The 11,892-nt window shown below is 63.1% G+C and carries 14 protein-coding genes; 7 read left to right on the top strand and 7 right to left on the bottom strand.

Annotated features, from left to right (window positions below):
- Window positions 1-52: 52 nt before the first annotated feature.
- Window positions 53-223, bottom strand: coding sequence for a hypothetical protein (locus tag AC1D2N_RS26680; RefSeq protein WP_018242662.1), 171 nt, complete (start codon window positions 221-223; stop codon window positions 53-55).
- A gap of 191 nt (window positions 224-414) precedes the next feature.
- On the opposite strand from AC1D2N_RS26680, the gene AC1D2N_RS26675 reads away from it, so the two are divergent.
- Together AC1D2N_RS26675 and AC1D2N_RS26670 are read left to right on the top strand one after the other, a co-directional pair.
- On the top strand, window positions 415-615 hold the full coding sequence (locus AC1D2N_RS26675) for a hypothetical protein (protein ID WP_018242661.1): 201 nt from the start codon (window positions 415-417) through the stop codon (window positions 613-615).
- A gap of 1 nt (window position 616) precedes the next feature.
- Entirely contained in the window at window positions 617-826 is a 210-nt protein-coding gene (locus AC1D2N_RS26670; RefSeq protein WP_130729184.1) for a hypothetical protein, read from the top strand.
- A 100-nt stretch (window positions 827-926) separates the two neighbouring features.
- On the opposite strand, the gene AC1D2N_RS26665 is transcribed toward AC1D2N_RS26670, so the two are convergent.
- Window positions 927-1,817 (bottom strand): SDR family oxidoreductase, encoded by an 891-nt coding sequence (locus tag AC1D2N_RS26665; protein WP_130729183.1) that lies wholly within the window; start codon window positions 1,815-1,817, stop codon window positions 927-929.
- Window positions 1,818-1,908: 91 nt separating this feature from the next.
- Here AC1D2N_RS26665 and AC1D2N_RS26660 point away from each other — a divergent pair, with 91 nt between their 5' ends.
- The 3 genes from AC1D2N_RS26660 (at window position 1,909) to AC1D2N_RS26650 (ending at window position 5,316) form a co-directional block, all read left to right on the top strand.
- Window positions 1,909-2,733, top strand: coding sequence for a helix-turn-helix transcriptional regulator (locus tag AC1D2N_RS26660; RefSeq protein ID WP_130729182.1), 825 nt, complete (start codon window positions 1,909-1,911; stop codon window positions 2,731-2,733).
- A gap of 286 nt (window positions 2,734-3,019) precedes the next feature.
- Window positions 3,020-4,561: an Ig-like domain-containing protein gene (locus tag AC1D2N_RS26655; protein WP_477982326.1), complete on the top strand. Its 1,542-nt coding sequence runs from the start codon at window positions 3,020-3,022 to the stop codon at window positions 4,559-4,561.
- A gap of 476 nt (window positions 4,562-5,037) precedes the next feature.
- Window positions 5,038-5,316, top strand: coding sequence for a hypothetical protein (locus AC1D2N_RS26650; protein WP_018074348.1), 279 nt, complete (start codon window positions 5,038-5,040; stop codon window positions 5,314-5,316).
- A 103-nt stretch (window positions 5,317-5,419) separates the two neighbouring features.
- Here AC1D2N_RS26650 and ftsZ read toward each other — a convergent pair whose 3' ends face one another.
- From ftsZ to AC1D2N_RS26635, 3 genes are all read right to left on the bottom strand, one after another.
- Window positions 5,420-6,439: a cell division protein FtsZ gene (gene ftsZ / locus AC1D2N_RS26645; protein ID WP_012758070.1), complete on the bottom strand. Its 1,020-nt coding sequence runs from the start codon at window positions 6,437-6,439 to the stop codon at window positions 5,420-5,422.
- Window positions 6,440-6,760: 321 nt separating this feature from the next.
- Window positions 6,761-8,131 (bottom strand): sensor histidine kinase, encoded by a 1,371-nt coding sequence (locus AC1D2N_RS26640; protein WP_130729180.1) that lies wholly within the window; start codon window positions 8,129-8,131, stop codon window positions 6,761-6,763.
- Entirely contained in the window at window positions 8,128-8,796 is a 669-nt protein-coding gene (locus AC1D2N_RS26635; RefSeq protein ID WP_130729179.1) for a response regulator transcription factor, read from the bottom strand. The genes AC1D2N_RS26640 and AC1D2N_RS26635 overlap by 4 nt, the downstream gene beginning before the upstream one ends.
- Before the next feature lie 146 nt (window positions 8,797-8,942).
- On the opposite strand from AC1D2N_RS26635, the gene AC1D2N_RS26630 reads away from it, so the two are divergent.
- Together AC1D2N_RS26630 and AC1D2N_RS26625 are read left to right on the top strand one after the other, a co-directional pair.
- Window positions 8,943-9,431 (top strand): hypothetical protein, encoded by a 489-nt coding sequence (locus AC1D2N_RS26630; RefSeq protein ID WP_130729178.1) that lies wholly within the window; start codon window positions 8,943-8,945, stop codon window positions 9,429-9,431.
- Window positions 9,432-9,500: 69 nt separating this feature from the next.
- The gene (locus AC1D2N_RS26625; protein ID WP_130729177.1) at window positions 9,501-9,923 is read left to right on the top strand and encodes a hypothetical protein; all 423 of its coding nucleotides are present in this window, start codon (window positions 9,501-9,503) and stop codon (window positions 9,921-9,923) included.
- A 200-nt stretch (window positions 9,924-10,123) separates the two neighbouring features.
- Here AC1D2N_RS26625 and AC1D2N_RS26620 read toward each other — a convergent pair whose 3' ends face one another.
- Window positions 10,124-11,110 carry an aldo/keto reductase gene (locus tag AC1D2N_RS26620; protein WP_130729176.1) on the bottom strand — a complete coding sequence of 329 codons (987 nt, stop codon included), beginning with the start codon at window positions 11,108-11,110 and terminating at the stop codon, window positions 10,124-10,126.
- Window positions 11,111-11,288: 178 nt separating this feature from the next.
- The gene (locus tag AC1D2N_RS26615) at window positions 11,289-11,825 is read right to left on the bottom strand and encodes an ATP-binding protein (protein WP_477982322.1); all 537 of its coding nucleotides are present in this window, start codon (window positions 11,823-11,825) and stop codon (window positions 11,289-11,291) included.
- Window positions 11,826-11,892: the final 67 nt, after the last annotated feature.

The raw sequence follows: 11,892 nt of genomic DNA, 5'->3' as shown, positions 1-11,892 counted from the left end.
CATCGGATGGTGGATAGCATCAGGTCACACGCGTTGCGGCAGCCTGCCGACCTCAATTGCCGTCGTTGGGCCGTGCCTTGGCGCTGTCATTGCTGCTGTCCGAGGCGGTTTTTCCGTCCGGCTGTTGGCCGAAATAGGTGCCGCCGAGGTGGCCGCCGGCGCTGGTGTTCTTGACCTGCTGTTCGGCGCGTTTCTGAAGTTCACGGGCGTTGGTCTTGCTCATTTTCGGCTCCATATTTGAGGTCGACCTGTGGTCAATGGAGGCCGACACTGTTCCATATTTTTCTGCGCCAACCGCCGGGGCCGGCTGTTCGGTGAGAGCAAAAGATCGGCCGACTGGCTGGCATTTGTGAGACTGGGCGGGAACAGTTCAGGGTTTTGCCTGTTGTTCGAATTCAACATGGAGAAACGAACATGGGCATGACGACACCGAAAGACGGCGCCCCCGGCACGACCGACCAGTCACCCCGCTGGGAAGGGCCGAGGGGGAATAAGCCTCGCGGCTACATGAAGGCCAAGGATGATCCGGATCGCGACCGTGACGCGCATGGCGAAAACAATCGCGACCCCGAGACCAGAGATCTCGGCGATGCGCTGAAGCAGAAGGGCGATTGACATGGCCAGCCCCGAGAAAGACGCGACCGGCCAGTTCGCCAAGTCGCGGGCCGACCGGAAGAGCACCGGCGTCGCCAGCGCCAAGCCGACCGTCATCACCGGCTCCGAGGATGCGACGGTAAACAAGAACCCGCCCGGCAAGAAAAAGCCTGAGAAGGATTGGGACATTAATTACGATCCCGCCGATAGGAACGAGAGCCGGTCGCACTAGCTCGGGCTGTCGCTGGTTCTCCTCACGAGCCAAACCGGGAGGCATTTCCGTTTTCTCCAGTCACGGAAATGCTCCATTTTTATATGCGGGCACGGTTACGCTACCCACCGAAATAGGCCGGATGGTCGATATCGGCGAGGAGGCCGGGCTGTTGCGGCTGCCAGCCGAGCAGTGCGCGGGTATGCTCGCTCGAGGTCGGGATGTCGAAGCCGGCGAACATGCCGAACCAGCCGAAATGCTCGGCCGCTTCTTCCCGTGAGAGCGAGACGGCGGGCACATCGAGCCGCCGGCCGATGACCTCGGCGATCTGCCTGAAGGGAACTCCCTCTTCCGCGACTGCCAGGAACGGGCCGCCGACGGCGCCGCGCTCCAGCGCCAGGCGATAGACACGGGCGGCATCGAGCCGGTGCACGGTCGGCCAGCGGTTCTGCCCTTCGCCGATATAGGCCGAGACGCCCTTGCGCCGGGCCAAATCGATCAGGATCGGCACGAAGCCGTGGTCGCCATGGCCATGCACCGAGGGCGGGAGCCGGACGGTGGAGGCGCGCACGCCGCGGGCGACAAGCGATACCGCGGTGATTTCAGAGGCGCGAGGGTAGGTCTCCGACGTCGGCATGGGCGGATCCTTCTCGGTGCCGACACGGCCGGGGGCAAAGCCGAGGCCGGCCGTGACCAGCAGCGGCCGGCCGGATCCTTGGTGGGCTTCGCCGAGCGCCTCGATGGCGCGTCGGTCGGCGGCGCAGTTCTCGGCGAATTTCGAGAAATCGTGGTTGAAAGCCGTGTGGATCACGGCGTCCGCCTCAGCGGCACCGCTCTTCAGGCTCTCCAGATCGTCAAGCGTGCCGTGATGGACTTCGGCACCGGCTGCCGCCAGTTGATCCGCTCCCTTGTCGGAGCGGGTGAGGCCGAGCACCTTGTGGCCGGCGGCGATCAATTCATCGACGACGGCCGAGCCGACCCAGCCGGTGGCTCCAGTGACGAATATGCGCATCTGATATCTCCAGTTTTTGTCGGAGACACATATCGGCTCTGCCTTTATCATGGTAAAGTAGTGACATTATCATGGTATAAAGGCTAACAGGATGGGTGAATTCGTCACCTCGGACAATCGGCTCGGCGCCTATCTGAAGGGTCGCCGTGTCAGGCTCGATCCAGCCGCCCTCGGCTTTGCGGGGGAGCGGCGGCGCACGCCGGGTCTGCGGCGCGAGGAGGTGGCGAGCCGCGCCAATATCAGCCCGACCTGGTACACCTGGCTGGAGCAGGGGCGCGGCGGTGCGCCGTCTGCCGACGTGCTCGACCGGATCTCTCGGGCGCTGATGCTGACCGATGTCGAGCGCGAGCATCTCTTCCTCATCGGCCTCGGCCGCCCGCCCGAGGTGCGCTACCACAGGCAAGAGGGCGTGACGCCGAGGTTGCAGCGCGTGCTCGATGCGCTCGACCCGAGCGCGGCGCTGATCCGCAACGCCATCTGGGACGTGATTGCCTGGAATAGGGCGGCGACGGTGCTTCTGACCGATTACGGCGCGCTGCCGCCGGAGGAGCGCAACGTGCTGCGCTTCATCTTCCTCGATCCGCGCGTTCGCGCCGCCCAGTATGACTGGGAAAGTGTTGCCCGTTTCGTCGTCGCCGCCTTCCGGGTGGATGCCGCCCGCGCGGGTGCCGCGGCCGAGGTCGAGCCCCTCGTCGACGAACTCTGCCGCAAGAGCCCCGAATTCCTGGCGATGTGGCGCGACAACGACGTGCGCACCCACGGCGAGGGCGCCAAGCACATCAAACACCCCATCCTCGGCCCACTCGCTTTCGAATATTCCGTCTTCCAGGTGGATGGCCGGCCGGATCTCAGCATGGTGGTGTACAACCCGGCGACGGTGGAGGATGCGGCGAAGATCAAGGGGTTGGTGGGCTGAGGCGAGGGCAATTGGTCGATCGATGATATTGCGGTCTTCATCGCCTCAGTCCCGACAAATCTGCAGTCATTCTGTGGATAGGCGCGCCCAAGATTTGAGCCGCGCGGATGGGGGATTTCAATGAATTCATATCTGCCGCGGTCTTGGCCGCCGCTTCGGGCTTGCTAGCATGACAAAGCTGTGAAAAGCTAAAATACCACTCCTGCTAGAAAATTTATTGACCGACCCGATCTCAGCTGCTTTCCTCCCGATAGACCAAGGCGAATGGATCTTGAAGGAGATATCCATGACAGTGCTTGCAAAACCTGTGGCGGTCGATGATGTCAGGAGCGCTTCCGAGAATGACGTGATCTCAGGCAATCTGCTGGATAATGATCTGGCCGGGGGCTCCGGCAACATGTTTCTCAACTTCTTCGACGGCGAGCGGGTGCTTGCCAAGAAGGATGGTGCGATTACCGATATCGAGGGTGAATACGGCACATTCCACGTCAAGGCCGACGGCTCTTACACCTATACGCTGAACGAGGCGGCCAAGGCGGGCTTCGTTGACGGAATGACGCTGACGGAGACGATCGGCTACAAGATCTCCGACGGCGCCGGCAACACGGATGTCGGCCATTTCACGCTCGACATTCACGGGGTTACGAGCCCGCCGGTCGCGGTCGACGACGCCTTCTCGTTCCGCGAAGGAAGCGAGATGGCCGGCAACGTGCTTGCCAATGATCACGCTGGAGAGGCGGGCACGCTTTTCCTGCGTTCGGTCGAGGGCACGAGCATTCCTGCCGGTCAGGGGCAAGGGCAGACAACCGACGTGGCGGGTGAATTCGGCACCTTCCATTTCGCAGGCGATGGAAGCTTCACCTACGATCTCGATCCGGCCGTAAAGGCGGGCCTCAACGACGGCGAGCATATCACGGAGAAACTCCAATATTACAAGGTCTCCGACGGCGCCGGTCACGCGGATGCCGGCGTGATCACCTTGACCGTTGACGGCGTGACGGACGGGAAGTCGTTGAACACCAATCATGTCGAGGCCCAGGCGGATGTGGTGCGCCCCTTCCTGGACCATTACGAACTCCAGGGGGTCGCGATCGATCCGCTAACCGGCAAGTATTACGTCAGTTCCGGCCATGGTTTCCCAGATGGTTCCATGGTGAGCATTTACGACAACGCAGCCGCATTTGAAGCCGACAACGGCAGCGGCGCCATCTCTCTCGGCGACTATGACAAGGGCGAATATGACATCGGCGGAACCTATTTTTCGGTCCGCGGCGGCGAGATCATCGGAAGAACCAACGAGGCGAGAGGCGAGGAGGACCCTTTCCCCGATCAGACCTATCTCGCAAAGTGGGATGCCGCCGACGGATCGCTCGATCAGAAGGGCGACCCGATTCCCGGCCTTATCGGCAAGAACGGGGCGGGTACGTTCGACTGGGGTGGATACACGGCCGTCAATACGATGCAGGATTCGACCGGCATTTACGTCGTCGGCCGCATCGATGATGCTACCTGGCAGGTCTCCAAGATCGATCCCGACACGCTCAACCCGATCGAATCCAAGACCTTCGCGGCCGGCGGGCTCGGCTACGGCTTTGCCGTCGACGGCACGTTCTTCTTCGGCGATTCCTCCAGCAGCGAGCATATCGGCACGGCCTTCGACTTTGAAACCGGGGTCAAGACAGCGGTCGACGTCAACATCGCCATACCGGGAGACGACTTGATCACCAACGTGGTCTATGATTCAGCGGCGGATAATCTCTACATCACCAACACCGGGATCGACGAAATCTCCGTGGTGCACAATATCTCGGACGTCCTGTTCGTCTAGCGCATCGGCCCGAAAATCGGAATCGATTTTCGGAAAGCGCGATGCGAGGATTGACAGGTGTTAGAGCGTCCTTTGTGCGTCCGAAAGGACGCACGGCGTTCTATTGGGCCTTACCGCTCGAATGCCGACCCCGCCCGTTCTCTTCACGGCGGGGCCTTTAACGGCGGCGTGAGGCGCGGATGCGGGCAGCGGGCTGCCTTCCAGGCCGGTCGCTACCACTGAGACGCGGAACTTGCCGTCGAGGCAGCGGTCGAGATCACCCCGACGTATGCAGTCTTGCCGTTGCGGACAAGGCCGCTCTCCTGCCAGTACGAGGCGTCTCCGGCTGTCCTGGCAGCAAGAGCGGCGGGCCGTGCGGAACATGGATGGCGGCCGACGCCTTCAGCCGGCCGCGTAGACCGGTCTCGGCCGATGATTTGGAACCATGATCCCGCCGTACTGTTTAACAGGAAGGCGCGGAAGCGCCGATAACGGGGATGCCGATTGCCGGCCAACCCGGTAATGACGATCGGCCTTTCGGTTCGCCTATGGAGGAGCACGACATGCAAACGACCCGATCGAAAGAACTGGCGGACGAATACCTGCGGCTTGGCGGCAAACGGCTGGCCAAAATCGATGACAATATTGTCAAGATCCGCCACTGGGATGATGACACGCCGGAGGCCGAGGCCTTCTGGCAGAAGCACATTGAGCCGTTGGATGACAAGCGCCGCGTAGAGGTCGAAACGCACCTTCCGACGATCAACGACCGGTGATCGCGGCGATTTCGCCGGAGCGCAGGACATTGAAGCACGACAGCGCCGCGCGTCTGAAAAGACGCGGCAGGCTGTCGTGCTCGGATATGTCGCGCCGCTGCGCTTACTGCAGCGTGCGCGTCTGGATCTGTTCGGCGGCGTGAGGCGCGGATGCGGGCAGGGGGCTGCCTTCCAGACCGGTCGCTACCACCGAGACGCGGAACTTGCCGTCGAGGCTGCGGTCGAAGATCGCGCCGACGACGATATCGGCGTCTTCCTGCACTTCGTCACGAATGCGGCTTGCCGCTTCGTCCACTTCGAACAGCGTCATATCCGAACCGCCGGAGATCGAGATCAGTACGCCCCTGGCGCCCCGCATCGAGATATCGTCGAGAAGCGGGTTGGCAATTGCCGCTTCCGCCGCCTTCATTGCGCGGCTTTCACCGGAGGCTTCGCCAGTGCCCATCATGGCGCGGCCCATGCCTGACATGACCGACTTCACGTCGGCAAAATCTAGGTTGATCAGGCCTTCCTTGACGATCAGGTCGGTAATGCAGCCGACGCCCGCATAGAGCACGCGGTCGGCGGTCATGAAAGCATCGGCGAACGTCGTTTTTGCATCAGCAATTCGGAAGAGGTTTTGATTGGGAATAACGATGACCGTATCGGCCGCCTGGCGAAGCGCCTCGATGCCGATTTCCGCCATCCGCATGCGGCGGTTGCCTTCAAAGGTAAAGGGCTTGGTGACGACGCCAACCGTCAGGATGCCTGCGGCACGCGCAGCGCGGGCGATGACAGGTGCAGCACCCGTGCCCGTGCCGCCGCCCATGCCGGCGGTGACGAAGCACATGTGCGAGCCGGCCAGGTGATCCATGATCTCATCGAGCGACTCTTCGGCAGCCGCATGGCCGACCTCCGGCAACGAACCGGCGCCGAGACCCTCCGTCACATTCGCGCCAAGCTGGATGCGGCGCGTCGCCTTGGAGGTGGCCAGCACCTGAGCGTCCGTGTTCGCAGCGACGAATTCGACGCCCGCCAGCTTTTCCGCGATCATATTGTTGATCGCATTGCCACCACCGCCGCCGACGCCAATGACTGTAATATGCGGCCGTAGTCCAGAAATGCCGCTCTTGGCGTCCGTCATCGCGCTCTCCTTTGATGCTTCGTTCATGCCCACCCTCGTTTGCGGACGGCGAATCGGGCGTCAGGATACGCGAGCAACAAGGCAGAGGCGAGGCGAAAGACGTCTCAGCAGGAGTGGTGATGATCGGGAAGGGGCTTGGTTGCGGCTTTGAGGGAGGGAGCGTTGTGCCGGGAACTGACAACGACGCTTCAGGGATAGATCGCGAAGGTAGCTTTGCGCCGCCGATGGCGGCTATCAGATTGACACTTGCAGTTTGCGCCAGGTGTCACTCTGCCGCGATCACAATATCCAGGTCACCGCCCATCGACCCAGCCCCGAACCTTACCCCGCCGACCTCACCACCAACGGCAAACACAACACACTCCGCAACCCCACCGCCCCATTCGCCTCCAACACCAAAGACCCGCCGTAAAGCCCCGCAAGTTCGTTGACGATGCTCAGCCCGAAGCCGTTGCCCGGCACGTGTTCGTCCTCCCGCACCCCCGGCAGCAACACAGCATCCAGCCGGTCTGCCGGTATCCCTGGCCCGTCGTCCTCGATGGTGATGCGGGCGATCGGGCCGTCGCGGCGGGCGCGGAGGGTGACGCGGGAGGAGGCCCATTTGAAGGCGTTGTCGATCAGGTTGCCGAGCATTTCCTCGACATCGCTTTCGTCGCAGGCGACCCGCAGGCCTTGGGCGATATCGGTGTCGAAGGCGATCTTGCGTTCGGCATGAATCTGGCCGATCGCCCGGTGCAGATCGGCGACCGAGGCCGCCACGTCGGTGCTGGCGACATTGTCCGAGGAGGCCATCACCCGGCGGGCGGCGGCGAGGTGATGCTTGATCCTGTTATCGATCCGGGCGGCGAGGCCGCGTAACGCGCCTTGTGGATCGTTTTGCTCGTCGAGTGCCAGCAGCAGGCTCGCCACCGGCGTCTTGAGGCCATGAGCAAGGTTGGCGAACTGTATGCGCGTTGCCGCGAGCCTCTCCTCATTGGTTGCCAGCAGCGTGTTGGTTTTCAGCGCTAGCGGAGCAAGCTCAACGGTTGCCTCATCGGGCAGGCGGGCGCGTTCGCCCCGGTTGATGGCATCGATATTGGCCGCCATGGATTTCAGTGGGCGCAGGCCGAAGCGGATCTGCCAGAGCGTACCGGCCATCAGCACGAGGCCGAGCAGCAGCATACAGGGCACAAGCCAGAAGAGCGCGCGGAGCGCCGGACCGACGAGGGCGATCACTGGTGCCGTCGCGGTGATCGTCAGCGTCATGCCGTCGATGCTGCGCACCGCCTGGCGAAGATAGAGCGGCCCTCTTCCCCGATCACCGCCGCTGCCTGATGTCGGCATGCCCATCAGCACATGACGCAAATCCTGCCGTGGCGGCGGTGCGTCTATCGTGCCATTCATCAGGGAGCGGGAGGTCAGGCGTTGCCGCCCGTCGTCGATCTGCCAGTACCAGCCGGAGGAGGGGCGATCGAAGGGCGGCGCATCGAGCGGCGTGGAGAGGGCGATCCTTCCCTCAGCGTCGCGAGTCACCGCGCCGGCAAGGGCACCGATCTGGATGTCCAAACGCTGGTCGACCTGCTCGCGCACCACCGTTTTCAGCGCCAGCCAGAGCACGATGGCGGCCACAGCGAGCGCCAGCGTCACGAAGATGCCGGAAAACATCAGCAGCCGGCCGGCGATCGAACTTGGCTTGAGGGACGGGGCCTTCATGGCGCCACTGCCGCCGTCAGCATATAGCCGCGGCCGCGCACCGTCTCGATCCGATCGGCTCCGAGCTTCTTGCGCAGGCGAGCGATGATGACTTCGATGGAATTGGAGTCGACTTCGGCATCGCCGTCATAGACGCGCTCGGTGAGTTCGCGCCGGTCAACGATCATCTCCTTGCGCAACATCAGACAGGAGAGCACCCGCCATTCCAGCGCCGTCAGCTTCAGCGGCAGGCCGTCGAGCTCGAAGGTGCCGAGCTGCGCATCGAAGACCAGTGCGCCGCAGACGAGCCGTGCGGCGGCGTGGCCGGCTGCCCGGCGCACCAGGGCGCGCAGGCGCAGCACCAGTTCCTCCACCTTGAACGGTTTGGCGAGGAAATCGTCGGCGCCGGCCTTGAAGCTCGAGACCTTATCCGGCCAGCCGTCGCGGGCCGTCAGCACCAGAACCGGCAGGTTGCGTTCGCCCTCGCGCCAGCCCTTCAGCACGCTGACGCCATCGATCTTCGGCAGGCCGAGGTCGAGGATTGCGACATCGAAGAGTTCGGTCAGCCCCGCATGGAGGGCGTCCTCGCCGTTGCGCGCGATATCGACGACGAAGTTTTCCGATCGCAGCACGGCGGCGATCCGGCCGCTGAGGTCTTCGTCATCTTCGACGAGCAGTACGCGCATGGGGGCAGGGCTTTCATCGAAGGGTATCTCTGGGGACGGGCCAAAACTATCGGGCCGAGCTTAACTCAATCTGAACGGAGAGGTTCAGGCAGGCGAGGGGGTGTGGCGGTTAGATTGCCGCCATTACTGAAGCAAGGAGCAGATATATGCCTGATGAAGACCAGGACAACGGACATCCCGAAGGCGCCGCCACGCCTATGCCGCCAGGATACCGCCGGCGCCGGCTGGCGATCCCCGTGATCGCGGCCGCCGTGGCGCTTGTCATCGGTGCTGCCGGGGGCGCCGGCGCCGTGAAGATGATGCGTCCCACGCCTGAAATGGCGCCGCTGACGCCGGTGGCGATTTCGGCCATGCCGGCCACCAGCCTCATCACCATCAAGGGCAAGGTCGCCGAGGTCTATGGCAACAAGTTCGTGCTGCAGGACGAGAGCGGCAAGGCGCTTGTTGAAACGGGCCCGGCCGGCGAGGGTCGCGCCCTCGTCACCCGGGATGAAGCTGTCACCGTTCAGGGACGCTTCGACGATGGCTTCGTGCATGCAAGCTACCTCGTTCGCCAGGACGGACGAACCGAAGCGCTGCGTCCGCCGAAGGGTCCGCCGCACAGACGATTTGCCGATTTCGATCATAGGCCCTGACGGGCGTGAACCAAAGCCGCGCTGCGGTGTTTACAGACACGCCTCATAACTCCGAAAGGAAAGCTTCTCATGCAACGACTTCTCCTATCAGGCCTTGCCCTTGCCGCACTGGCCGGCACCGCCTTCGCCCAACAGCCGCCCGCTCCGCCATCCGCCGGGACTCCACCGGCCGTGGCCGAACCCGGCTCGCCGCCTCCGCCTCCGTCTTCGTCTGCTCCTGATGACGACGGGCCGATGATGGGCGGGCCGGATGCGCGACCGGGAGATCGCCCCGATTACCGCTGGCATGGTCGGAGAGGCGACATCGGCTTCCGTGGCGACATGGGCTTCCGTGGTCATCGCCCGCCACCGCCACCGCCGTCCAAGGCAGCACATTTCCGGATCGAGGATGGGAACACCCGGATCGATCTTAAGTGCGCCGAGGATGAACCGATGAAGGCCTGCGCCGATCTACTGCTCCAGGTGATGGACCGCCTGCAGGGCCAGGACTAACTTTGATCATCCGCGCTTGAGGCGGGTGCCCGCACGATGATGCAGCCGCCCGCGTCTCGCGGGCGGTTTTGCGGGTTTCTCGCGTGACACAGCCATCGAAGTCAAACGCCGCCCCGTAGACCTCAAGGAATGATGCCGCCGCTCGAATTGGTCGATCCCGCGCCATGTGGGTTTGCGGTCGGCGACTGAGGGGCGTCGGCTCACCGCGTGACGCGGGCTGCCGATGTTCCCGAGTAACGGTCGCCGTGGACCTCGATGCCTGAGAAGACCGCGTCGATCTCGGCCAGTTCTTCCGATGTGAAGGTGATGTCGGCGGCGGCGATGTTTTCTTCCAGCCGGTGCAGCTTGGTGGTGCCGGGAATGGGGACGATCCAAGGCTTGCGCGCCATCAGCCAGGCGATGGCGACCTGGGCTGCGGTTGCCTTTCTGCGAGCGGCAATGGCCTCGATCGCATCGACCACCGGCTGGTTTGCCTTGCGGTTTTCGGCCGAAAGGCGCGGATTGGTCTTGCGGTGGTCGTTGCCGCCTTCGAAACTGGTGTTCTCATCCATCTTGCCGGTGAGGAAGCCGCGGCCGAGCGGGCTATAGGGCACGAAGCCGATGCCGAGTTCTTCGAGGATGGGCAGGATTTTCCGTTCCGGGTTACGCCACCACAGCGAATATTCGCTTTGCAACACGGTGACGGGCTGCACGGCATGGGCGCGGCGGATAGAGTCGGCATCGGCTTCGGAGAGGCCGAAATGCAGCACTTTGCCGGCGTCGATCAGATCCTTGACCGTGCCTGCCACCTCTTCGATCGGTACGGCAGGGTCGACCCGATGCTGGTAGAAGATATCGATGCGATCGGTGCGAAGCCGCGTGAGGGCTTCTTCGATAACCTGCCGGATGCGAACCGGCCGGCTATCCAGGCCCACATCAGGCCGGCCATCCTTGAAGCCGAATTTCGTCGCGATCACCACCTCATCACGGATCGGCGCCAGCGCCTCGCCGACGAGATCTTCGTTGGTGAACGGCCCGTAGGCCTCTGCCGTGTCGAAGAAGGTCACGCCCCGCTCATGCGCCGCCCTCAAGAGCGCAATGGCATCGCCGCGCTCCATCGCCGGCCCGCGATGATAGTTCAGCCCCATGCAGCCGAAACCGATCGCCGAAACGTCAGGGCCTCTTTGGCCGAGCTTGCGTTTGATCATGCGGATGTCCTCCTCAGGTTTGATCCTACCCTAAGGGCAAAGGCTGGTATCGATTAGCCGGTGATATCGGCATGGGCTTATGAGTTGGGTTCATGAATGTCGCCCGACGAACTGGAAAACGGCGAATTGCAAAAGGGCGGGCGAGGGCTGGTTTGCGCTGAAGGCCGATGGCGTGACGTCATGACGCCAGCCGGAAGGCTCCGCTTTGCACGGCTTCGATAACCGCGCCCAGCGTCTCTTTCCTGCCTTGCCCATCCGTCGACAGAACATGTCGCTCAAACGCACCCAGCGATGAGAACTGTCGATGGAGCTCTGCAATAGGGCCGGGATCGGTCAGCGTATCGCCGCCACGCTCCCGGCAGCGCCGGATGGCGACATCGAGCGGCGGACGCAGAATCGCGTAGTGGAGGGGTGTCGCGATTTTCCGGAACGGTTCCAGGAACCACGGCCCGACAATGCCGTCCACGACGACGAAGTAGCCTCCGCCGGCATAGCCCGCCGCGGCCTTCGTCAACACGTCGACGACAACGATGTTCTGTTCATGAGCTTCCGGCAGATAGGGCGGGATCACGCCGTTCTTGATGAAATGCCAGAAGTCGTCGGAATGAAGATGGACCTTCGGCGAGCCGGGCTCGCTGGCGAGCGCCTCGGCCGTCGTGGTTTTTCCGGAGCCCGGCGGCCCGGTGAGAATGAGAACTTCACCCGTGTGATCCATCGCGTGGCAATTTCGCACGAAGCAGCATCGTTTCGCAATTAGCCGATAGGGGGTGGGTAATAGCCCG

Source organism: Rhizobium sp. P1_B8, assembly GCF_056406515.1.
Note: the sequence above shows the minus strand (reverse complement) of the source record. Positions and strands in the feature narration are given on the sequence as shown.